We start from the raw sequence: 24,680 nt of genomic DNA, 5'->3' as shown, positions 1-24,680 counted from the left end.
AGCACTAGCAGTGCATGTACGGGTATGCGCGGTCTTCATTCGCATAGCCGCGCGGATAGCATTCCGGGAAATAGCCCACCGATTACCCATCGCGACCGCCCCCCTGGGCGACGCGCTCAGGGCGCGCAACATCCTCTTCGCCTGCCCGCCGAATACGACACCGGCGACGGCGGCAAGGTTGAGCAACGGCATATATCCGCATAGCCGGTATCGATAGCAAAAACTATTCTTTGACGGCGCGTTGAGTGTTGCGCATCATGCGCACTCACTCATTCGTGCGTCGAAGCTGCTGCAATAACGGCAGCGCCATACCGCTCGCGCGGCGTGTTTATCCCGTCAGGACATCCGCCTCATGTCTAATACCGAATCGAAGCCCAACGGCGTGCGCGACAGCCGCCGTTCGTTATTGAAAATGGCCGCAAGCCTTGGCGCGGACACAGCGCTCCGTGGACTCGGCACTCTCGGCATGGCGTTGAGCGCAAGCGGCACGGCCAATGCGCAAGCCGGCAAGGTTGTGAATATCGGTTATCAGAAATATGGCAATTTCATCGTACTGAAGGCGCGTGGCACGCTTGAAAAGCGTCTCGCTCCGCTCGGCTTTTCCGTCAGGTGGCTCGAATTTCCGGCGGGTCCTCAATTGCTGGAGGGCGTGAATGCAAATGCTGTCGATATCGGCGTCGTGGGCGAGACGCCGCCGGTGTTTGCTCAGGCGGGCGGGGTGGACTTCGTCTACATCGCCGCCGAGCCGGACGCACCGCGCGGCGAAGCGCTGATCGTGCCCAAGGACTCGCCGATCCGCTCGCTGTCCGAGTTACGCGGCAAGAAAATAGCCGTCACCAAAGGCTCGAATGCCAACTATCTGCTCGTCAAAGCCCTGGAGCACGGCAAGGTTGGCTACAACGAGATCCAGACGGCTTACCTGGTTCCCGCCGATGCGCGCGCCGCTTTTGCCAATGGCAGTGTAGACGCCTGGTCGATCTGGGATCCGTATCTTGCCGCCGCCGAACGCCAGTTGGGCGCGCGCGTGCTCACGAATGGCGAAGGCCTGGTGCGCAACGTCGAATATTATGTCGCTCGCCGTTCGTTTGCGACAGCGCACGCCGACGCCGTCCACGCGGTGCTGGCCGAACTTCAGCAGCTCGACAGTTGGGCCGAGCACAACGTGGCGGCTGTCGCTACCCAGCTTGCACCGCTTACCGGCCTCGACACAGGCACGCTCGAACTCGCGCTCGGCCGCACAGGTTATGGTGTGTTGCCGGTCGACGCGGGCACCTTTGCGTATCAACAGCAAATCGCGGACACGCTTTACGACATCAAGCTGATCCCGAAGAAGCTCGTCGTCACCGACGCGCGCTGGCAAAACGCATGAAATGAAGCGGCTTTATCCTGGCGCCGGCAGGCAGATGCGCCAATAGCCGCTCTCGCCGACCCATATCAAACCGCCTGCCATTTCTCGACCCGATGCCTGGCTGGAGTCAAACCTGCTATCTGGTCGGAAACTGCGTATGCCGCGTTCGATTCGTCCGCACGACTTGTTCGCGCCTGTTTTTTTAGCGTTGCCGCCGCGCCTTTCTGCTTGCGCTCATCCGCCATAACGTTAGTGCTGGATATTGTTTGTGTGACGGCGGCTGTGCCTCTAGGATCTCCTGATCCTTCATTTTGATGACTTCACAAAATATGAAAACGACCAGTACTCTCAGCCGCATCATGTTGTCCCTTCTTCTGACTTGCGGCGTCGTGAGCGCACAGTCGGCGTTGGCAGCCGATCAAACAGTGCGTGTCGGCATCATGTCCGGCGAAGATGAAGACGTGTGGCGCACCGTCGCGGCCAATGCGGCCAAGCATGGCCTCACCGTCAAGGTCACGACGTTCTCCGACTACACTCAACCAAACGAAGCGCTCGCGCAACACGACCTCGACGCCAATTCATTTCAGCACAAACCTTATCTCGACGCGCAAATTGCAGCGCGCCACTACGAGATCGTGCCAGTCGGTTATACCTACGTGCAACCAATCGGCCTTTACTCGCGAAAGGTGAAATCCGTCGCAGCGCTCCCGCAAAACGCCACGATCGGCGTACCGAACGATCCGAGCAACGAAGGCCGCGCGTTGCTGCTTCTGCAAGCGAACGGGCTCTTCAAGCTGCGTCCCGACGTTGGCCTGCTGCCGACCGCTCGCGACATTGCCGATAATCCGAAGCACATTCAGATCAAGGAGCTCGACGCCGGCATCGTTGGCCGCGCAATCGGCGATGTGGACGCCGCCGTCGTCAATACCGACTGGGCGATCAAGGCCGGCATCAAGATTCCGCAGGAGCGCATCGCGCAGGAGAAAGTCCCGGGCAATCCCTATCGCAACTTCATCGCTGTCAACGCGAAAGATGCGAAGGCGCCCTGGGTGAAGACGCTGGTGGAGAGCTATCAGCAGACCAACGTCGCGTCCACCATCCTGACCGTCTATCACGGCGCGACGCTGCCGGCATGGGAAGGCGTGCCGCAACAATAAGGAAATCTGGCACAGCAGTGTTGGTGCTCGCCGCAGGCTGAACATTCTTCGTAAGCGCGCCGGACGTCTCAGTGCACCGCCAGCCGTTTCACCACGGTGATCATGCTGTCCACCTCTTCCGGCGCGCTGTAGAACGCAAGCGACGGCCGCACGCTCGCCTGGACGGACGGTTCGATCAATTAATCCAACCTGGCATTTCGCAGGGGCTACATTGAGGTTCCCAAACTTCTCTGCGTTGCCGGTCGGCAACGCGCCCGTGGTTACGCAGGCTTCCCTTGGGCGTCAAAGAGTCCTTCGTAGAGGACTGTGCTCAGATATCGCTCACCCGAGTCGGGAAGTATGACGACGATCGTTTTCCCTGAATTCTCCGGGCGCTTTGCGAGTCGCACCGCAACCGCGACGGCCGCCCCGGACGAGATGCCCGAGAGTATCCCCTCTTCGCTGCCGAGACGCCGCGCATAAAGGATCGCCTCTTCATTGGAGACCTGCTCGATATCGTCGACCAGAGAAAGATCCAGAACGTCGGGAACGAACCCGGCACCAATGCCCTGAATTTTGTGCGGCGCCGGCTTTAGCGGCTCACGCGCCCGTGTCTGCGTCAGAATCGGGCTCGCAGCCGGCTCAACCGCGACTGACAGTATCGGTTTGCCTTTGATCTTTTTGATGAAACGCGACACACCGGTAATCGTGCCGCCGGTTCCCACGCCGGATACGAAGATATCCACGCCGCCGTCGGTGTCGTCCCAGATCTCCGGACCCGTTGTCTTTTCGTGTATATCGGGGTTTGCCGGATTTTTGAACTGTTGAAGCAGAACGTAACGATCAGGCTGCGAAGCGGCGATCTCTTCCGCTTTCGCCACGGCACCCGGCATGCCGCGCGCGCCCTCGGTCAGCACGAGTTTCGCCCCAAAGGCGAGCAGTAGCTTGCGCCTCTCGACGCTCATCGTTTCCGGCATGGTAAGGGTGAGCGGAATCCCGCGCGCCGCCGCCACATAGGCGAGAGCAATGCCCGTGTTGCCGCTCGTCGCTTCGACGATCTCCTTGCCCGGACCGAGCAGGCCTCGCGCTTCTGCGTCCCATATCATCGAGGCTCCAATCCGGCACTTCACGGAATAGGCGGGATTTCTCGCTTCGATTTTCGCCAGAACGGTCGCTGGAGCGCCGTCCGTCACGCGATTGAGACGAACCAGCGGAGTGTGACCGATGGAGCGCGAGTTGTCTTCAAACCACCGTGCCATAGTGTTATCCCCTGCGCCATTTGATGGCGCCAAGTGTAGAGCCGCTGCTTCAAGAGTCAAGCGGAACGCCCGTCGTTGCACAGTATCCCGAACCACCGGTACTCACAAGCGTCCTGACGGGCGCCGGCCCGACACATTGATTTCACGCAAACTGTTTGACGGTCTGCTCCGCTCTCGTCCCAACCTCGAAACGCTGCCCGGCCTCGCGACCCATCTGCAATTCGGAACGGACTAACGGAGTTCGTTGGCGAGTTTCCTTGCCGGGAGCCCACTCGGGCAGAAAACCTAGTTCCAGGGATAGCGCGGCGGGCTGACACCGTTCAGCGTGTAATTTCCGACGTGGAAATACTTCCACCGCACCGGGTCATGCAGCGTATGCACGCGCGCATTGCGCCAGTACCTGTCGAGATTGTGCTCAGCCAGCGTCGAACGCGTTCCTGCCAGTTCAAACAGGCGATTCGTTGCCTCTATGGCAATCTCCGTGGTCAGCACCTTGGCCTCCGAAGTTGCAAGTACGGCTGCATTCACCGTGTCCTCACCGGGTTCGCGCAGCGCCGTGTCGATACGACGTCCAGCCCGATCAAGCAGCGCTTCCGCCGCGTGCAACCGGATTACGAGGTTCCCGATCGTTGCAATCGTGAAGGGATCCTCGGCTGCCGTGTCCTTGCCGCTGTCGATCCAGGGCCGGCTCTTTGTTCGCAGAAAGGCGACCGTCTCGTCGAGCGCCCCCTTGGCGATCCCGGCGTCGATCGCTGCCTGGATAATCTGCGAGATCGGTCCCGCAGCGGTCGGACGATCAAATGCTTTTACGGGCACCACACGCGACTTCGGCACCTTCACGTTGTCGATCAGAATCGAACCCGATGCCGTCACACGCTGGCCGAAACTCGACCAGTCGTTGACGACTGTCAGCCCAGGCACGTCACGATCCGCAAACACCAGAAAGCCCTCGCCGTCAGCGTTGACTGCGACAATCGGTACGATATGCGCGAGCAGCGCACCGGTCGTATAGAACTTCTGCCCATTCACGACCACGTCGTCACCTTGCTCGACGAGTCGCGTCTCGAACGCGGCGACGTTACGGCTATTACGCTCCGAGAATGCGTTGCCGAAGCGGTATCCCTTGAGCACCAGTTCGAAGAGATGCTTCTTCTGGCTTTCGCTCGCATCGAGAGCGATATGCGAGACGAGCGCAAGATGGTTCTGCGTGATCTGCGCGATGCTCGAATCGGCTGCGGCAATGGTCCGGATGACTTCCGCGAGCGTCGCATAGGACACGTCCGCGCCACCATAAGCGCGCGGCACCGTGATGCCCCAGAGGCCCGACTGCGAATACACATCGACCTCGTCGACGGGAATCCACCCCTCGCGATCACGCTCGGAAGCACCGCCGGCGAATTCGGCGGCAAGACGCTGGGCAACCGTGATCGCCTCGGCATCATCGCGGATCGTGTGCGCAGGTACGCCCGGACGTGGACGTGGCTCGAACGGCTCGGAAGAATTCACACGATGACGGGACGCTACCTTTCCATCTTCTATTTTCTCAGACATGATTTGCAAAACCATGAGGAGTATTACGCGCCAGGATATCCACGCTCAACCTCACCTCTGCAAATGCGGCACCGATTGGCACATCCACATCAACCAGCTGAACAGTTCCCACACCCGGTCTCCCCGATCACCCTGCGGTGGCCAGTTGTTGTTGCTGCTCGCGCTTGACTCGCTCGATATCGCGATACTGATTGGCCGGATGATTTTCCGGCAAGTACGCGCCCTCGCCGAAAAGCTTCTCGCGCAGTGTCCCGGGTTTATAGACAGTCGGATAAACACCACGCCGCTGCAACTCGGGCACAAGGTAATGCACCACGTCGGCAAACGTTTCGTGGGCGACGGCATAAGCCAGATTGAAGCCATCGACGTCGGTTTCTTCAACCCATGTCTGCAAAATGTCGGCTACCGTTGAAGCCGAACCGACGAACACCGGACCGAGCCCACCGACACCGCCCCAGCTCGTCGATCGTCCACTTCTTACCGCCATTCGCCAGATGCTCGACAGCCGAGATAATCGCGTTGGTTTCAACCTGTTTGACCAGATCCGTCGGCGCATACTGGCCAAAATCAATGCCTGTCCAACCTGACAGAAGTACCAACGCGCCATCACGCGACGCGTATCGCTGATATTCCTCGAACTTGGCCTGCGCCTTCGCATCGGTCTCGTCGACGATCACCGTGACGAGCGCATAAGTCAGGATCGATCGTGGGTCGCGCCCGGCCACTGCAGCGCGGCGGCGGATATCAGCGACATACTCCTGTAGCGTGCTGCGCAGCGGAGTGGACACAAATACGCATTCGGCATGTCCAGCAGCAAATGCTTTTCCGGCGCCCGATGATCCGGCCTGGTAAAGAACGGGGGTACGCTGCGGCGACGGCTCGCTCAGGTGGTAGCCCGGCACGTCGAAATAACGTCCCTTATGGCCGATTTCATGCACCTTTTCCGGATGAGCGAAGATTCGCTTTTCACGGTCACGCACAACCGCCCCATCCTCCCAGCTACCTTCCAGGAGCTTGTAGATCACCTCGAGGTATTCCGCAGCGATCTCATATCTATTGTTATGAACCGCGAGACCGCTCTGCCCCACGTTCCTGGCCCCACTCTCGAGGTAGGACGTCACGATATTCCAACCGACCCGCCCCTTCGTGTGATGGTCCGCTGTCGACAGCCTGCGCGCGAACGTATATGGATGTTCGAATGATGTCGATGCCGTGATACCGATGCCGAGATGTTCGGTGACCATCGCGATCGGCGCCGCCGGTTGCAAGGGAATGCCAGTGCAGCCGCAAGGACCTTCCTGTTGCGTACTCAACGGCAAGGAAAATTTCTCGATAGCCGATTTGTGGGCCAGAAAAACAAAAAGCCGTTGAATCTCTTTAGATTCAACGGCTTATCATTCATTTCTGGCGGAGAGACGGGGATTCGAACCCCGGATAGGCTATTAACCTATACACGCTTTCCAGGCGTGCGACTTAAACCGCTCATCCATCTCTCCGGCGGGGAGCCGAATTATAGCAAACTTCGCGCCCTGCGCTACACCCTCGCGCAATCCGCCTTACGGATGGCGGATATAGTCCACCAGCGCCCGCGTATAAGCGTCCGGTTTCCGGTCGATCAGACTCACGCCGAGCGCCACCAGAAAGCCCGCCGGCACGCCGAATACACCTGAGCTGATCGGCTCGATTCCGAACCACCGCGCGCCGGCGAAGCCCGTCATCTGCGTGAAGAACGGGTACGTGGAGACGATGTAATAGATGCACACCACCAGCCCCGCCACCATGCCCGCCACCGCCCCGAGCCGGGTGGTGCGCTTCCAGAACACGCCGAGCACCAGCACAGGAAACAGGCTCGACGCCGCCAGTGAAAACGCCGCGCCCACCAGAAACAGAATGTTCCCCGTATTGAGCGACGCCACATACGACGCAAACAGCGCCACCCCCAGCAACAGAATCTTCGAGATCGTCACGCGCCGCTGACTCGACGCGTTCGGATCGACCATGTGGTAGTAGACATCGTGCGACAGCGCATTGGCGATGGTGAGCAGCAAACCGTCCGCGGTCGAGAGCGCCGCGGCCAACGCGCCCGCGGCGATCAGCCCCGACATCACGTACGGCAGCCCCGCGATCTCCGGCGCGGCAAGCACGACCATGTCGGGCTGCATCTGGATCTCGCTCCAGCGCACAATGCCGTCGCCGTTGGTATCGGCGAGACTGATGAGGCTCGGCTCCACCTTGCGCCATTGCATGAGCCATTGCGGCAAGTCCGAGAAGTGATGGCCGACCAGGTTGGTCAATATCTCGTACTTGATCAGCACGGCGAGCACCGGCACCGTCAGATAGAACAGCGCGACGAAGAAGAGCGTCCAGCCGACGGAGCGTCGCGCGGAAGCGACCGAGGTCGTCGTGTTGTAGCGCGTCAGGATATGCGGCAGGCTCGCCGTGCCGAGCGACAGGCACAGCAGCAGCGACAGGAAATTGCGTTCATGGGTGCGCCGCTCTTCGTCGCTCGGGGCGGGGAACGGCTCATGCATCGGCACCGGCGCGGCGGCGCGCATCAGCATTTCATCGCGCCGCTGGGTCCAGACGATCTGCGCGGCGGCGGCGTCGCGTGGAAACAGTTCGAGCGCCCGCTCGCGTTCCTTGATCTCGCGCAGCGGCCCATTATGGCGGCGCAGATCGGCAACTTCCTGCGTGAGACGCAGCTTCTCGTCGACGAACGATTGCGGCAAGGTATCGAGCCGAACCTGCATCAGCGCGGCACGGCGCCGATAATCGTCGCGCACGGTCTGTTCGAGCGGCGCCTCGCGCACCTGCTTCTCGAGGCCTTCCACACGCTCCATCAGGCGGCCGTAGTTGAATTGCGGAACCCAGCCAAGGCCGTCCTTGTGAGCGATCATCGACACGGGAATCAGAATCGCGGCGATCAGGATGATGTACTGCGCGACCTGTGTCCACGTCACGGCACGCATGCCGCCGAGAAACGAACACACCAGAATGCCCGCTAGCCCGCAGAAAATACCCACGGCGAAATCCACGCCGATAAAGCGCGTCGCAATCAGGCCGACACCCTGGATCTGCGCGACCAGATAAACGAACGAGCACAGGATCGCCGATAGCGCCGCGAGGCCGCGCACTGCGTTACTCGAAAAACGCGTGCCGAGAAAATCGGGAATCGTGTAGCGGGCGAGCTTGCGCACATACGGCGCGAGCAGGAATGCGACGAGGCAATAGCCGCCGGTCCAGCCCATCAGATACGCGAGACCGTCATATCCGGTCGCATAGATCGAGCCGGCAAGGCCGATGAACGAGGCCGCCGAAAGCCAGTCGGCGGCCGTCGCCATGCCGTTGAAGGCGGATGGCACGCGCCGTCCCGCCACGTAGTATTCGACCAGATCGGAAGTCCGCGACAGCAAGCCGATCACCGCATACACCGCGATCGGCACGAACAGGAACACATAGCCGATCCAGACGCCCGGACCGGTAGTGCGCTCGATGCGCCACATCACATAGATGAAGAGCAGAAAGCCGAGCGTGTAGAGGGCGTAGGAACGGATCAGCCGGTTCGTGAGCTTCATCGGCTCAGTTTCCGCGCGCGGTGGGCGTGCCAGCGCCACCGTCGGCGCCGGCAATGCCGACCACGGCGCCTGCGTCCGCAACGAAGGCGCGTTGCAGCCGGCGATCGGCGCGCTGCATCAGCACGATATACACGACGATGAGCGCCAGGTAGATCAGGATCGCGCCCTGCGCGCCGAAGTAGAACGGCAACCTGAAACCGCCGATACGCACCTGCGCGAGAGCCGGCGCCATCAGCGGCAGGACGAACGACACGAGAAAGCCCACCGTCATCAGCGTCGCGATCAGGGCGAGGTTGAAGCGCCAGTACTTCTGGTGCGCGCGCGCCATCGCCGCCGAGACCGCGGGAGGTTCGGGCGGAGGATTGAGCGTAGCGTGAGAGGGAGGGTGCGGCGCGGCCATGCGCCTATGTATCAAAAAGCCACCGTGCAGGCAATCGGGATTGTCCGCGCGGTGGCCATGGCGAGCCGGCTTGAGTGGCCGATAGTTGCCTCAGGTCAAGAGCGCACCGTTCGATACGCCCCTGCCACTTGCACCGGCAAACCCAAGCTCAGAGCGACTCGCCGAGCTGATCGAGAATCGCCGGGTTCTCCAGCGTGGACACGTCCTGGGTGATTTCCTCGCCTTTCGCCAGTGAGCGCAGCAGGCGGCGCATGATCTTGCCCGAACGCGTCTTCGGCAGGTTTTCGCCGAAGCGGATGTCCTTCGGCTTGGCGATCGGACCGATCTCCTTGGCGACCCAGTTGCGCAGTTCGTTGGCGAGCTTCACCGCTTCCTCGCCTTCCGGACGCGAACGCTTGAGCACCACGAACGCGCACACGGCTTCGCCGGTTGTCGCATCGGGGCGCCCCACCACGGCCGCTTCAGCGACGAGCGGGTTCGATACCAGCGCCGATTCGATCTCCATCGTGCCGAGGCGGTGGCCCGACACGTTGAGCACGTCGTCGATACGGCCCATGATCGTGAAGTAGCCGGTTTCCTTGTCGCGCACCGCGCCGTCGCCGGCGAGATACAGCTTGCCGCCGAGTTCTTCGGGGAAGTAGCTCTTCCTGTAGCGGTCCGGATCGCCCCACACGTTACGCAGCATGGACGGCCACGGGCGCTTCACCACCAGAATGCCGCCCTGTCCGTTCGGCACGTCCTGGCCGGTTTCATCGACCACCGCCGCCATGATGCCGGGCAGCGGCAACGTGCACGAACCCGGCACGAGCGGCGTGGCACCCGGCAGCGGCGTGATCATGTGACCGCCGGTTTCCGTTTGCCACCACGTATCGACGATCGGGCAACGGCTGCCGCCAACGTTCTCGTAGTACCACACCCACGCTTCCGGATTGATCGGCTCGCCGACCGTGCCGATGACGCGCAGCGTGGACAGGTCGTAGCTCTTCGGATGGACTTTCCCGTCGGCGTCGGCGGACTTGATCAGCGAGCGGATCGCTGTCGGCGCGGTGTAGAACAGCGACACCTTGTGCCGCGCGATCATGTCCCAGAAACGGCCGGCGTTCGGATAGGTCGGCACGCCTTCGAACACGACCTGCGTGCCGCCGAGCGTCAGCGGACCATACGTGATGTAGCTATGGCCGGTGATCCAGCCGATGTCGGCGGTACACCAGAACACATCGGTGGGCTTCCAGTCGAAGGTCCACTTCATGGTCTGCGCGGCCCACAGCAGATAGCCGCCGGTACTGTGCTGCACGCCCTTCGGCTTGCCGGTCGACCCGGACGTGTACAGAATGAACAAAGGATGCTCGGCGCCGACCCACTCGGGCGCGCATTGATCCGATTCGGCCTGCGTGAGTTCATGCATCCACAGATCGCGATCTGCGTTCCAGGCGATCTTGCCGCCGGTGCGCTGGTACACGATCACGCTCCTGACCGCTTCGCAGCCGCCCATCGCGAGCGCTTCGTCGGCAATGTTCTTCAGCGGCAGCGCCTTGCCGCCGCGCATCTGCTCGTCCGACGTGACGAGCGCGACCGCACCCACGTCCACCAGCCGTTCATTGAGCGACTTCGACGAAAAGCCGCCGAACACGACCGAGTGCGTGGCGCCGATCCGCGCGCAAGCCTGCATCGCGACAATGCCTTCAATCGACATCGGCATATAGATCACCACGCGGTCACCCTTTTTCACGCCACGCTTCTTCAACGCGTTCGCAAAGCGCGAGACGCGTTGCAGCAGATCCTGATAAGTGACGTTGGTGACGGTGCCGTCGTCGGCCTCGAAAATGATCGCGACGCGCCCGCCGTTGCCGGCTTCGACGTGACGGTCGATGCTGTTGTACGACGCGTTCAGCTGGCCGTCTTCGAACCACGTGTAGAACGGCGCCTTCGATTCGTCGAGCACCTTGGTGAAGGGCGTATTCCAGCTTAGCGTCTCGCGAGCGAGGCGCCCCCAGAAACCTTCGTAATCGCGCTCCGCTTCGGCGGCGAGCGCCCGGTACGCATCCATGCCGGAGATCGTCGCAGCCGCTACTGTTTCAGCGGAGGGCGGGAAAACACGGCGTTCCTGAAGAACCGATTCAATCGCAGACATCGACAACCCCTTGGTGAAGATGAAACGTAAAACCTGTGCCGACGCGCGTGAAACGCGCCGTATCGTATGGCGCCCGAAAGCTGCGGCGGGTGTCTCCAACCCTCGGCAACCCGATCGCCTCTGCCGCACTGCACCATGCGCGCGATCGCTCACCGACTCTCAAACACGATAAAGGCCGCAACTTACCTGCTACTTACGGGCAGCGGTATCGTCGGCAGTGACGCGCACTGCCGCTTATATTCTTCAATGTTAGCCGAAGCCATCCAGCCGTGTCATGACGGCACACCGCAGACATGCGCGTCGTCATCGCCATTCCCAAGCATCACCCAGGGTTACTCCTGGGTAGTTCAGCGCTTTTGTAGCGGTCTGCCAGCAGCGCCGCACCGCGGCCGGACGAGCGACGCGACGTCGCTCGATGAACCCAGTCGCCTTCGCGAGTTCACCGCCCTGTCGGCGGCCCCGGAGCGGCATGACTGCAATCCGGCAAGCGCGCATCGCCATCTGAATCCAGGCGCTGCAATACCGATTAGCAGGCTCTCTACTTTACTTAGTATTGGAAATTAAATCAGGATCAACGCCCAGCCGCTTCCCATTCCTCAAGCCGTGTAGTGATTGGGGTCGACCAGATAGATGCTGCCCGTTTTATCGCCGCGATACGCCTGAAGATCGAATTTAACCCCCTGCTTGTCGGGGTCCAGCATATTACCCAAGACAACAAGGTTCTTTTTTCCACGTCCTGTCGTCACGCCTTCGTTCAGCACGGGAAGCCGGAAAACGCCGTCCTTCTCCTTGCCGAAGAACTGATAGCTCACCGAGCCGGTTTCTTTCGAATAGGTCATCGCAATCGATCGGTCAAATACGCGCATCGGCTGTCCCGTAGATGGCCACCCAAACATCTGCGGCGCACGCGATACGATCGTAACGGAGTCCGTTCCCGTGTCCTTGGCTAGCGCCTTCAGGTAAGGTGTCGCGGACTTGGCGAGACTCTGTCCACGCTGCTGCATCGCTTGTCCGTAGTAGTCGAGAACAGTCGCGTCGCCTCTGGCTGTGGAACCTATGTCCCCCATAGGCGCCGCGCCGGGCTTGTTTCCTTGAGATAGTTCGAAGCTCTCGATGGCAGGTCGCATGGCAGGTGTATAGAAAGAAGAGAACCAGTTGACCACAGGCGTCGCATTGAGTGCAGCTTTCTGATACTCAGTGTGAAGTGCGTCGGCTTCTGCATTGAGCCCCTGCGCGCGCAGGTCGCTGACTTTCTGCCGAAGCGCCTCCGCGTGATAGATCTCGGCGAAGTTCGGTAGCAGCAACGGTGCAAGTGCCGCCGGCGGAAAAGCAAAAGACGCGGCCGTTGCGAGGAGGCCGCCTGCGAGTTGCGCGGCGTCGTTACCCACGTTCCATTTCGCCTGCTCGTTTCCCGGATTACGGATCAGTTCCTTGACATCGGAAGACAATTGCCCGACTGACGGAGCGAGTCCGATCGCCGTGCCGAGCAGCGACAGTGCTTTCGACGAAAGGCCCAGCAGCTTGTTGCCGTTGATGTTGGCTACGGCGATGGCGTCGCCGCTGGTACTGAACGAGTCTGCGGCTAATGACATCCTGTTCATCGTGTTCGAGTCGTTGTTCACGTTCGTCGAACTCGATGCCAGCGCGAGTATGTCGATCGGTAACCAGTGGCCATTGGCTTTCATGCTGCCTGGCAGCACCTTGCGCGTAGCTTCGGGAACGTTGGAGTTCGCGGACACGCGCTCAGTCTGAACAGCCCGAGATCGGACCGGCGGCGCGGCCTGGGTGTCGCGTTCGCGCGTTATGACCACTGTTTGACTGCCGTGATGATCGGTCACCGGTGGGGACATCTGCGTGGCGCGCTGCTGAGTGCCGACATTCGCTTGAGATGCACGATCAAGCAACGTCCCCCCGGCCTGAGATCCGGCATCATGCCCGCTTCTTCGTTGCTGGACACCCGGCTGCACTGGTTGCCCAGCGCCGTCTGAGGCATCCGGCTTCAGCGTCCCTGACGGGGCAACGCTTGGCGGCACGGTCTGTACGTCGGCGTCGTGCCTCACGATCGTTGTCTGGGTTCCTGCCGTGGTCTTGAACGGAGCGGCCTGAGTCGCTGTATCGATCTTCGCCTTATTGGCAGTCTGAACCGCGCGGTCATGCTGGCGGAGGTTCGTTTGCGTTTCGTTGTGCTCCATTTGCGCGCTTGTCTGAACAGATTCATCCAGTTGGCTCGATGAGTGCGTTTGCACGGCCTGATCCGCCACATGGATGCGACTCTGATTGCCTGCGTCGGCGACCCGCGGCGTCGCCTGATTACCGCTATCCGTTGTTCTTCGCGAACGCGTCTGGACCTCGGCACCCTGCACGTTTCGCGATATCTGGGTTTCTTCATCGACAACCTGCTTATCCGTTTGAGTACTGGCGTGATTGCCTGCCGGCCAATTCCCGTGCTCGTCCGCTGTCTCTTCGTCGGGCGCGTGCGCCAGTCGCATTTCGGTTTGATTCGGATCCGTCTGCGTGAGGCGGCTATGCGCGAATTGCTGCGTTTGCGTCGTCCGGCTGACGCTGGAACCATCCGTTTGAGTCCGTCTATCGCGACCCATTGCGGGCGAACGCGTCTGCGTGCCGTGCGACTGATACAGCGAGTTCGTCGTTTGCACTTGCGCATCACCCGTTCTGGGTGTGGTCGTTTGGGATTGTTTCGATGCCGAAGCTGGTCGGAAATGAACGAGCATGATTTCTTCGTTCGGATCGTGTCCGGGGAGAAGCGAGAAAGCTCCCTGTCTCAAGGGTCCACGCATGTAATTACGCGCTGTTGCCTGCTTATCCTCGACCTTCGAGAAATCGATCGCATAGCCGATCGCGTTGCCCAGTCCCTTACCTGCCTGCAATCCGGCCAGGGTAGTGTTCTGTCCACCGTACGGATCCAGCGCCTTTCCTAACGAACCGAAGAACCTCCCAAGATTCGACGCCATGCCGTTAGCCGCGTGCCCCATACGGTTTGCCGAGATCAATCGGGATGAAAAGGAACTGTCTCCCGGCCGAGACTGCCGGTCCTGCAGAGTGTTCAACGTAGACAGGAGAAGTCCTGTCTTGAAGTTCAGACTGTTGGAGAACGGTGTAGATAGGGAGGGAGACACTGGGTCGTGCGGGTCGGGCGACTGGATCGTCGGGAGCGACGGCGAGACGCCCTGCTTCACGCCATTATCATATTGTTTAGGATAACCATCTTCATGTGCACTTTCACGTACTGTGCTGTTCAAAGTGGATGTCGTCATTTCGATGACCTCTGAATGGAGCGATACGAGCATTCATTAGGTCATGCCCATCGACTGCATTGTGGTATCGCTACAGCACAGCGAAATGAGTCGGCTCCGCCCGAATGCACGCGCAAACTTAATATTCCCGTACGACATGCGGCTGCGGTACCGATGATCTGATGGCGCTGCCGGTGAGCGGATTTTCAGCGCGCGCCGTTCGTCCACAACTCATCGAGGTGCGACCATGTCAACCAGCCCGATCAGCGGTCCCGGTTCCTTTGCATCGCCCGGTCCATCCAGTCCCAACACAACTTCCGCCCCGTTGGCCACGCCCCCGCGCGGCGCGCAGGCGGCAACGCCGGACAAGCCCGGACCCGGGGCGTCCGCCAGCCAGGTCCAGTCGCAGGGCCAGTCGCAGAACAGGTCGCAGGGCGCGGCGACGGCGCACACGCTGCAGCATCATCACGCCGCGGCGACGCGGCAGCCTGACCAGATATCGGCAACGCAGTTCGCCACGTCCATGGTCACGACATACGACGGTGGCGCGCACTCGCGCAACGAGGCCGCCGACCGGAACAACACGCTGCCCGTGCTGCAGACGGCGCGCCTGTCGATGACCGGCCTGCCGCCCGGGCAGGTGAAGAAGAACCTGGATGAAATGCAGTTTGCCGGCGCGCTGGCACAGATGAGCGAGGCAAGGCGCGTCCAGTTCGCCCAGCGCGCGAACGCGCTGCGCACGGCGCCGCAGGACCAGTATGCCGCCATGCAGAGGTCGTTGCGGAACGACGTCAACCGTGAACTGGGCCGCGTGCGGGCGGACCCGGTGAGCCGCATGCAGGCGGTATTCAACGCGCCGGTGGGCATCGCGTTGCTGGGCGAAAACGGCCAGCAGCAGATGGCCGCGTTGCGCAACGCCCAGACGCAGATGAATGCGCCCGGCGCCACGCCCGCGCAGCGGGAGCAGGCCTTCGCCGGCGCCAGCGGAATCAAGACGCGTCTGCAGAGCCAGATCCTGCAGAAATCGCAGGATATTTACGCCGCCCAGCAGAAGAAATGGGCCGACTCCATGGCGCGTGTGAACCAGATGCTCGACGACGCGCAGAAATACCAGGCCGACACGATCCAGTTGCCGGGCAACTCCGATGATCCGGAGTGGGACGAGAACACGCGCAAGCCGGCCTACGCGAAGACGTTTCCGTACCAGTCGGTGATGGAGAAGCTGCTGTCGCCCGATGGCTATTCGCAGCAGGAGCGTGGCCATTCGACTGGGCGCACCCTGCCGCCGGAGGATCGCGCGCGCGATCTGCTGACGTTCCAGCAGGGCATGTCGGATCCGGGCTCGGACATTCACCGGCGCGTCATGAAACTGGAGCAGCAGGCACTCTCGACGATGGCCGCGCCCGGCCCCGATCTGGACGCGGGCAGTCCGGCCACGACTCTCAGCGACGTGGCGGCCCATCCCCCGCAATATGATCAGAACTACGTGCAGAATCTCGCAGCCGGTTATCGGGGGGTGCTCAGGGATACCGAGCTGCAGAACCGGGTGATGCTGCGCAAACCCATTCCGGGTCTGGCGGACCAGGTGCTGTACGGCATCGGCCGCTTCGCCGCTGACCTGTCGCCGATCCCCGGCCTGGACTGGTTCGCCAACCAGCTGCTCGACGTCCAGTTTCCGGATCACGGCGGGCTGAGCGACCAGCAGGTGAAAAACGTCGACATGGGGGCGATGTTTACCGGGTTGCTGCTCGGCAGGGGCGAGCCGGAGGGCGAGGCACTGCTGAAGCCGCCGGTCGTCGGGCATGGCGAGGCGCCGGGGGGCGGACCGGGGGAAGTCCATGGCACGGGCAGCGGCACTGAGAGCCGCACTGACGGCGGCACCGGCCCGACGCAGGAACCGCCCCCCGGCATGACCGCGCCGCAGGCCGGGCCGGCTGCAAACGGACCTCAGGGTCAGCCGCCGCAGGGCGGCGCGGGCTCTGCCTTCACGCCCGGCGGCATGCCCAAAGGCTATGCACTCAACCGCGCGCCGGCATCGTATGGGCCATCGGCGACGCCGGGTGTGTATGCCGATGCGGCCAACGGCCAGAAATTCATCATCGCCGACGGGCAGGCCTTTGCGGTGCGCTACGACAAGGAGAATGCCACCTACCGGATCTACGATCCGGCCAACCCGAGCCGTCCCACCTATCCCGTGCGGCGCGACCCGGAAACCGGACGGTGGGAGATCCACAACAATGTCGGTTTGCAGGGAGGCGTCGGCCGTTTACCAGCGGAAACAAGACAAAAAGCCGAGGCCTTGCTTAGGGACGGATGGACGATTGTGAATACCGCGGACAGATTAGGCATAGGCGAATTTAGTGTACGTGCGATAAGGAAAAGCTTGAATCTCGCGGTATTCCCGAGCCCACCGCTTGCCTCAAATTCACTCAGACAAACGGTCATGGCCCGGCTGAACGCCGGCGCTTCGCGAGTGGAGATCGCGCGAGATATGCATATTCAACCTGAAACCGTCGATCTGATAGGAGGGTATTGGCGTGGCCCCATGGCGCACAGGGCATTGCCTATACGAGAAGATCAACGGGCGGCCGGTGCGCAACAGCCCGCTGCTTCGTCTGGCTTGCGCGGACCTGCGTCGCCGCAACCGGGCACTTCCACCGGGGGGCACACGCATCCATCGGCCAGACACCCGTATGTTGACGAACCGCAGCCTCGCCCCATCGATCCCGTCGCCGCTCGCGGCTTACGCCGTGCTGACGCTACGAAGTTATCGGAGAAAACAGGGCAAAAAGCCAAGGCCTTGATTAGAGACGGGTGGGCAAATTCAGCCGTGGGAAGAGAATTGAGGATGTCTGTCAATACTGTGGCGAAAATCAAACAGACTATGGATCCCGCGGATTTCTTGAGTCCGGCGTTGAAATCATTAACACTCCCAGGCGAGGTTATTGCCCGGCTGGACGCCGGCATACCGGGAGCACAGATCGCGCAAGAAATGCATCTCCAGCCCGAAACCGTGGACCGTATCGACCGGGAGTATCGGGCTGACCGTCTAGCCGCCGACCTGTACCGTGCGCGAATGGCTCGCGCACCAGCCGGCGCGGACCAAGCCGCCGAATCGTCCGGGCTGCGCAGACCTGCGTCGCCGCAACCAGGCGCTTCCACCGGCGGGCACACGCACCCACCGGCAAAACGCCAGTGCGTCGACGAGCCTCAGATTGCAGGCGAAGATCCAATGACATCGGAGGTTCTCAGACAATTGACGAATCAGATTCCGGCGGAGCGGATTGCGCAAAACATGCAACTGAGGCCTGACGTCGTCAACGCGATTATTGACCGGTATGTGAAGAGTGAAGCCCGGAAGCTGCATCAGGAGTTTCTAGCCGAACAGGCCAGCCAGCCCGCGGCGGCCGCAGGTGCGCAGCCGGTCTCGCCGGCGCACAGGCAGGAGGTGATCCGTCAACTGGGCGAAGGCCATACGTCGGCAGAGATCGCCGCTCGTATGAACCTGACGGTGTACCAGGTTGAGGAGATCACGAATCAGCATTTGCGGGAAGAGATCGCGCGCTTCCACCCCGATCCAGCGCAGTAAGAGTCCGAGCGCTGATGGAACACCCTGTGCGATAACCACTGCATCGGCGCCGTCAAGGGCATCGGCCTCCGTCAGTGGGCCAGCCCGCGGCGGCTGATGCATCTGCACGCCGCTTGATTCCCGCAGCGTACCGGGCCGCGTCGACTGAACAGGCTGCGCCACACGCGCGAACGGCGCCGCTCGCGAGCGTAGCGAGCCACTAGGGAATGTTAGGGCTCGCCGTGCCGATCAGATCAGACTCGCTTTGGAGCAGTCACGTTCGGGTCGCCGGCCGTCGGCGCCGGGGGCAAATGCGGAGGCTGCGGAACCGGTTGCCGTATCGGCGGATTCGTGGTTGGCCGCAGCGTCGTGTAGGCCGGTTGCATTCCCGGCGGATAGACCAGTTCCAGTTCGCCGGTATAGATATTCTTCGCATAGGTAGGCTCGGTTATCGGTACTTCGACGAGGCGCATCCCAATGCGTCGCGTTCCCTGTGGGTCATTCGGTGTAGCCGTGGCGATTTCCTCGACCCTGAATACCGTATTCGGTCTGAAAAGCCATTCGCTTTCCTCATCGGCCAGCGTAGTGATGGGCTTGATGAACGGCGTCGCCGATAGTGCCTCGATATCGTAAAGCGCATGGGCATGATCGGGCCCACTTCCGCCAGCCTCGTCTTTCAACGTGGCATTCGCATACTCGTTTTTGCTCGACGCGGACATGAACGCTGGCGAATTGGTCACGTAGTCGCCTGGTGCAAAGTGGCTGGCATAGTCTGGGGCCACGTCGGCAATACGCAGCAGACGGCTCTGTCCCGCCGGTTTTGGCAGACGGTCGATGCCCTTCTGCAACCTGCGGGCATTGACGGCTGTGTTGGCTTCATAAACACGGCTGTAGAGTTGCTGATTCAACTCGAAGTTGTTGCCTTCGTAGCTGGCGCCGCTGGAATAGCGGTCGCTGTCGCTGCCGCCGCCGATATCCAGATGAGTCCAGTCCCGGATGGCGCGCCGCTGCGCAGCGGGCAACGCGTCGAACGCGGCTTTGTATTGGTTGACGTAGGCGGGGTTGTCGAGTTGATTGCCGGCGGTGGAATGCCATCCGCCCGGGTTCAGCGTTTCCATCATGGCAAAGGACGGCGCTGAGCCTGTCGATGTCATGACGTGAAACGAATCTGCGAATGGCGGCAGGTCCGAAGATGCGGATGATGGCGGGCTTCCAGAATGCGAGGAGGTGCCGGTTCCGGAAGACGAGGAACTGCCGTTATCCATGCCTCCCTGCAAACCGACATTGTTGTGGATCTCCCACCGTCCGGTTTCCGGGTCGCGCCGCACGGGATAGGTGGGACGGCTCGGGTTGGCCGGATCGTAGATCCGGTAGGTGGCATTCTCCTTGTCGTAGCGCACCGCAAAGGCCTGCCCGTCGGCGATGATGAATTTCTGGCCGTTGGCCGCATCGGCATACACACCCGGCGTCGCCGATGGCCCATACGATGCCGGCGCGCGGTTGAGTGCATAGCCTTTGGGCATGCCGCCGGGCGTGAAGGCAGAGCCCGCGCCGCCCTGCGGCGGCTGACCCTGAGGTCCGTTTGCAGCCGGCCCGGCCTGCGGCGCGGTCATGCCGGGGGGCGGTTCCTGCGTCGGGCCGGTGCCGCCGTCAGTGCGGCTCTCAGTGCCGCTGCCCGTGCCATGGACTTCCCCCGGTCCGCCCCCCGGCGCCTCGCCATGCCCGACGACCGGCGGCTTCAGCAGTGCCTCGCCCTCCGGCTCGCCCCTGCCGAGCAGCAACCCGGTAAACATCGCCCCCATGTCGACGTTTTTCACCTGCTGGTCGCTCAGCCCGCCGTGATCCGGAAACTGGACGTCGAGCAGCTGGTTGGCGAACCAGTCCAGGCCGGGGATCGGCGACAGGTCAGCGGCGAAGCGGCCGATGCCGTACAGCACCTGGTCCGCCAGACCCGGAATGGGTTTGCGCAGCATCACCCGGTTCTGCAGCTCGGTATCCCTGAGCACCCCCCGATAACCGGCTGCGAGATTCTGCACGTAGTTCTGATCATATTGCGGGGGATGGGCCGCCACGTCGCTGAGAGTCGTGGCCGGACTGCCCGCGTCCAGATCGGGGCCGGGCGCGGCCATCGTCGAGAGTGCCTGCTGCTCCAGTTTCATGACGCGCCGGTGAATGTCCGAGCCCGGATCCGACATGCCCTGCTGGAACGTCAGCAGATCGCGCGCGCGATCCTCCGGCGGCAGGGTGCGCCCAGTCGAATGGCCACGCTCCTGCTGCGAATAGCCATCGGGCGACAGCAGCTTCTCCATCACCGACTGGTACGGAAACGTCTTCGCGTAGGCCGGCTTGCGCGTGTTCTCGTCCCACTCCGGATCATCGGAGTTGCCCGGCAACTGGATCGTGTCGGCCTGGTATTTCTGCGCGTCGTCGAGCATCTGGTTCACACGCGCCATGGAGTCGGCCCATTTCTTCTGCTGGGCGGCGTAAATATCCTGCGATTTCTGCAGGATCTGGCTCTGCAGACGCGTCTTGATTCCGCTGGCGCCGGCGAAGGCCTGCTCCCGCTGCGCGGGCGTGGCGCCGGGCGCATTCATCTGCGTCTGGGCGTTGCGCAACGCGGCCATCTGCTGCTGGCCGTTTTCGCCCAGCAACGCGATGCCCACCGGCGCGTTGAATACCGCCTGCATGCGGCTCACCGGGTCCGCCCGCACGCGGCCCAGTTCACGGTTGACGTCGTTCCGCAACGACCTCTGCATGGCGGCATACTGGTCCTGCGGCGCCGTGCGCAGCGCGTTCGCGCGCTGGGCGAACTGGACGCGCCTTGCCTCGCTCATCTGTGCCAGCGCGCCGGCAAACTGCATTTCATCCAGGTTCTTCTTCACCTGCCCGGGCGGCAGGCCGGTCATCGACAGGCGCGCCGTCTGCAGCACGGGCAGCGTGTTGTTCCGGTCGGCGGCCTCGTTGCGCGAGTGCGCGCCACCGTCGTATGTCGTGACCATGGACGTGGCGAACTGCGTTGCCGATATCTGGTCAGGCTGCCGCGTCGCCGCGGCGTGATGATGCTGCAGCGTGTGCGCCGTCGCCGCGCCCTGCGACCTGTTCTGCGACTGGCCCTGCGACTGGACCTGGCTGGCGGACGCCCCGGGTCCGGGCTTGTCCGGCGTTGCCGCCTGCGCGCCGCGCGGGGGCGTGGCCAACGGGGCGGAAGTTGTGTTGGGACTGGATGGACCGGGCGATGCAAAGGAACCGGGACCGCTGATCGGGCTGGTTGACATGGTCGCACCTCGATGAGTTGTGGACGAACGGCGCGCGCTGAAAATCCGCTCACCGGCAGCGCCATCAGATCATCGGTACCGCAGCCGCATGTCGTACGGGAATATTAAGTTTGCGCGTGCGTCGACCCTACCTTGACAGCAACATTCGCCTGTTCGAAACCGCCTTACTCCATGACCATCCACATCGCCGCCTCTCGACAGGCCGCTGCGAACAGGATGAAAACCCGAATAATTCACAACTCATCTTTCACACTATAAATAAGTACGCCGAACGACAATCCAATCTCTCTACCATGTCATACACGGAACCATTCCATATCGTCGGCAAGGCGGTTCCGCCTCTCCAGTCAAGCCGACTCTTTTACCTCAGGAAAATCGACATGCAAGCAGCGATGCAAACCAATCACCTCTCCTTCTCGCTCCAGGCCAACGCGAATAGTCATACGCACGGCGGTGCGCAACCGCCGCTTCCGCGTGCCAGCGCCTTTGACGCTCACCGTCCGTCGCCGCAGATGTCCAACATGCAGGGCGGCTTCTCGAAGACGTCCTTCTCCATGGCTAGCCACACCTCACCGAACGGCTCCAGCAGCACATATACTTCGCAGTCGACAACCGTCAGCCGCGGCTATGGCTCCAATCAAACGCAAGCACGCTGCGACCGCCGCGACGATTCGTTCGGCGGCCGCGGCAGTGCGACAACCAACAGCCGCTTCGAGAGAAATTCGAATCAATGCGATCGCACACCGCCGCGCAACGACCACGGCAGCGGTTCGGGAAGCGATGCAGCCTCGTGGAACGTCACCAGCGCCACCAACGACCACGTCACGCTCCAAGACAATGGCCACACGATCGATGTCAATCAGAAGGATCAATCGGTGACCGTGACCAACAATAAAACCGGCGCCAAGACCGTAGCGGAAGGAGACCCACATTTCAAGCAGAATGGCACCTCGGCGATGTTCACGAAACCGGTGGAGTTGAACCTGGATGACGGTACCAAAGTCATACTCAACACGCAGGCAGACAAGAACAACCCGAAAGTCTCCTACGTGAGCCAGTTGGACGTCGTCAACAAGAACCAGGCGTTGCAGATCGGCGGCATCAACAATCGGGACGGCACACCGCTCTCAGTGCAGCACAACTCCAATGGCCGTCAGATCGCCGCCGCCGCGCAGGGCGCCTACCAATTGGTGGAAGCGCGCAACGGCAAAGGCTTTAACGACCCGACGACCGGCAAGAACCCGACGCAAAGCGATTTCAACCAACACGCGGCTTAAGCGCGCGCGATCAGCGATCAGGCTCGCCGGAGGAGGACAACGCCTGCCCTCCTCCGGCGAGAGTCGTATCACACTGGAAGGGGCCGGACGACGTCAAGTCGCCCGGCCCCGTTGTGTTCGGCTGTCGGATACGTCATATCGGGAATCGCGCTCAGCGTTTATCCGCTTTCGCGCAACCGGATCAGGCAATCGCGAGCGCGAGTGCAAGCCTCCTCCTGCCGAATCGTCTCGCGCCGCCAGTTCGTCAACGCTTGCGCCGCCGCCGCGCATGCTTCGGCATGCGCGGCCTCGGCTTCGGCCAGTTGCCGGCGCAGCGTCGGCGTGCGCGCGTCGTGCGCGCGTAGCGTCGCATGCCACTGTCGGCCTGCCGTCACGTCGCGCCGGCACGATGCGAGCACCCGTAGCCGCTCCTCGGCATGCCGTTCAAGTGCGGCGACGCGCTGTGCGACCTCGCCCGCCGTGCGACGCTCGCCGCGGCGCGCGTCCACCACATCGCGCAGCCTACGTTGAACGCGCAAGCGCCGTACTCGCGCCAGCACGCGCCAGAACTTCGCCAGCCTCGCGACGCTATGGCTCATACCGGATGATTGCCATCACACAGCGCATGCAACTGTTTTCGCACGTCGTCCCAACCGCAACGCGTGTCGTAGGGCTGGCGCAGAAAGCGCTCGATCGCTGCCCGCCGGTCGATGGCCCGGTCCGTATCCGCATCGTTACCGTGCTGGTATTCACCTATCTGCAGCAATAGTTCGACCTCCTCATAGCGCGCAAGCCAGTCGCGCACGCGGTTCGATTCCGCTTGATGCGCAGCACCGGCGACGCGCGTCATCAACCGGCTTCGGCTGCGCAGAATGTCGATGGCGGGATAGTGACCGGCCGCGCCCAGTTTCGACGAAAGCTGGATATGGCCGTCGAGCAGCGAGCGGGCTTCCTCGGCAACCGGATCGGACAGATCGGCCTCGTCGGCGAGCACCGTGTAGAACGCGGTGATGCTGCCCTGCGCCGTCACGCCGGCCGATTCGATCAGACGCGGCAACTGCGCAAACACGCTCGGCGGAAAACCGCCGCGCAACGGCGGCTCGCCGACCGCCAGCCCGAGTTCGCGCAACGCGCGCGCATAGCGCGTAAGCGAGTCGAACAGCAGCAGCACGTTGCGTCCGCTCGCGCGCAGTCCCACCGCGACCTGCGCCGCGAGTTCCGCCGCCTTGATCCGTTCCGCGGCGGGACGATCGGACGTCGCGGCGACCACGATCGTCGACGCGCGCCGCCGCTCGAGGTGGTCGTGAATGAATTCAGCCACTTCGCGACCTCGTTCGCCGATCAGCGCGACCACGACCGCATCGGTCGATGCACCGTTGGCGATCATGCCCATGATCGTGCTCTTGCCCCCGCCTGCGGGCGCGAAGATGCCGGTGCGCTGGCCGACGCCGCAGGTCAGCAGGCCGTCGATGGCGCGCACGCCGGTAGCAAATGGTGTCGTGATGACCGGCCGCTCAAGCGGATTGAGCGTCGCCCCGGTCCGGCTCTGCACAGCCGCACTCGCAAGCGGCTGCGGCGCGGGACCGCCGTCGAGCGGATTGCCGAGCCCGTCGACCACGCGACCGAGCAGTCCTGCCGCGTCGAACATGCCCCACTCCGAACCGCAGCCTTGCACCTCGGTGATATCCGACAGGCCGTTCAGACCGGCAAGCGGCATGACCAGCGCACCATCGTGCGCAAACCCGACCACTTCACCGTACTGCGCCTCATGCGTATCCGGCCGCACCAGGCGCACTTTCTCGCCGATCCGCAACGATACGCCCACCACCCGCGCGATCACGCCGCGTGCTTCAACCACCCGGCCGCGCAGCGTCGGTGTGGAAAGGAACACCGCCGCACTCTTTCCCGGAGATGACATGAGGTTCTC

General features: G+C 62.3%; 13 protein-coding genes, 1 tRNA gene and 1 pseudogene. 4 read left to right on the top strand and 11 right to left on the bottom strand.

The genetic code is table 11. The annotated features are described in order from the left end of the window. The first annotated feature begins 352 nt into the window (after positions 1–352). A complete protein-coding gene (locus tag PDMSB3_RS06620) occupies positions 353–1,369 on the top strand; it encodes a sulfonate ABC transporter substrate-binding protein (RefSeq protein ID WP_007182507.1) in 1,017 nt (338 codons plus the stop codon). A gap of 308 nt (positions 1,370–1,677) precedes the next feature. Next, positions 1,678–2,505 carry a MetQ/NlpA family lipoprotein gene (locus tag PDMSB3_RS06615; RefSeq protein ID WP_165185466.1) on the top strand — a complete coding sequence of 276 codons (828 nt, stop codon included), beginning with the start codon at positions 1,678–1,680 and terminating at the stop codon, positions 2,503–2,505. 260 nt (positions 2,506–2,765) lie between these two features. Here the strand turns inward: PDMSB3_RS06615 and cysK are convergent, their stop codons facing one another. The 8 genes and pseudogenes from cysK to PDMSB3_RS06575 form a co-directional block, all read right to left on the bottom strand. Then, entirely contained in the window at positions 2,766–3,743 is a 978-nt protein-coding gene (cysK, locus tag PDMSB3_RS06610) for a cysteine synthase A (protein ID WP_165187409.1), read from the bottom strand. Positions 3,744–4,028: 285 nt separating this feature from the next. Continuing rightward, a complete protein-coding gene (locus PDMSB3_RS06605) occupies positions 4,029–5,294 on the bottom strand; it encodes an SfnB family sulfur acquisition oxidoreductase (protein WP_007175514.1) in 1,266 nt (421 codons plus the stop codon). Positions 5,295–5,421: 127 nt separating this feature from the next. Further along, positions 5,422–6,565 (bottom strand): annotated as a pseudogene (locus PDMSB3_RS06600) (NtaA/DmoA family FMN-dependent monooxygenase); the annotation flags it as partial. 134 nt (positions 6,566–6,699) lie between these two features. After that, positions 6,700–6,790 (bottom strand) — tRNA-Ser (locus tag PDMSB3_RS06595). 60 nt (positions 6,791–6,850) lie between these two features. After that, positions 6,851–8,869: a sodium:solute symporter family protein gene (locus PDMSB3_RS06590; RefSeq protein ID WP_165185463.1), complete on the bottom strand. Its 2,019-nt coding sequence runs from the start codon at positions 8,867–8,869 to the stop codon at positions 6,851–6,853. A 4-nt stretch (positions 8,870–8,873) separates the two neighbouring features. Then, positions 8,874–9,269, bottom strand: coding sequence for a DUF4212 domain-containing protein (locus tag PDMSB3_RS06585; RefSeq protein ID WP_007175516.1), 396 nt, complete (start codon positions 9,267–9,269; stop codon positions 8,874–8,876). Between the two features lie 148 nt (positions 9,270–9,417). After that, the gene (gene acs, locus PDMSB3_RS06580; protein WP_007175517.1) at positions 9,418–11,400 is read right to left on the bottom strand and encodes an acetate--CoA ligase; all 1,983 of its coding nucleotides are present in this window, start codon (positions 11,398–11,400) and stop codon (positions 9,418–9,420) included. 596 nt (positions 11,401–11,996) lie between these two features. Next, entirely contained in the window at positions 11,997–14,708 is a 2,712-nt protein-coding gene (locus PDMSB3_RS06575; RefSeq protein WP_232064125.1) for a hypothetical protein, read from the bottom strand. A 193-nt stretch (positions 14,709–14,901) separates the two neighbouring features. Here PDMSB3_RS06575 and PDMSB3_RS37780 point away from each other — a divergent pair, with 193 nt between their 5' ends. Next, positions 14,902–18,243, top strand: a complete 3,342-nt coding sequence (locus PDMSB3_RS37780) for a hypothetical protein (RefSeq protein WP_232064124.1) — start codon at positions 14,902–14,904, stop codon at positions 18,241–18,243. 233 nt (positions 18,244–18,476) lie between these two features. On the opposite strand, the gene PDMSB3_RS06565 is transcribed toward PDMSB3_RS37780, so the two are convergent. After that, positions 18,477–21,497, bottom strand: a complete 3,021-nt coding sequence (locus PDMSB3_RS06565) for a hypothetical protein (protein ID WP_165185460.1) — start codon at positions 21,495–21,497, stop codon at positions 18,477–18,479. Between the two features lie 380 nt (positions 21,498–21,877). Between PDMSB3_RS06565 and PDMSB3_RS06560 the strand changes: the two genes are divergently transcribed. Next, positions 21,878–22,774: a DUF1521 domain-containing protein gene (locus PDMSB3_RS06560; RefSeq protein ID WP_165185457.1), complete on the top strand. Its 897-nt coding sequence runs from the start codon at positions 21,878–21,880 to the stop codon at positions 22,772–22,774. A 158-nt stretch (positions 22,775–22,932) separates the two neighbouring features. Here the strand turns inward: PDMSB3_RS06560 and PDMSB3_RS06555 are convergent, their stop codons facing one another. Both PDMSB3_RS06555 and PDMSB3_RS06550 read right to left on the bottom strand, forming a co-directional pair. Beyond that, on the bottom strand, positions 22,933–23,352 hold the full coding sequence (locus tag PDMSB3_RS06555; RefSeq protein WP_165185454.1) for a hypothetical protein: 420 nt from the start codon (positions 23,350–23,352) through the stop codon (positions 22,933–22,935). After that, positions 23,349–24,671, bottom strand: coding sequence for a FliI/YscN family ATPase (locus PDMSB3_RS06550; RefSeq protein WP_007175524.1), 1,323 nt, complete (start codon positions 24,669–24,671; stop codon positions 23,349–23,351). The genes PDMSB3_RS06555 and PDMSB3_RS06550 overlap by 4 nt, the downstream gene beginning before the upstream one ends. Positions 24,672–24,680: the final 9 nt, after the last annotated feature.

The sequence above is a fragment of the Paraburkholderia dioscoreae genome (genome assembly GCF_902459535.1).
GTDB classification, from domain to species: Bacteria; Pseudomonadota; Gammaproteobacteria; order Burkholderiales; family Burkholderiaceae; genus Paraburkholderia; species Paraburkholderia dioscoreae.
Note: the sequence above shows the minus strand (reverse complement) of the source record. Positions and strands in the feature narration are given on the sequence as shown.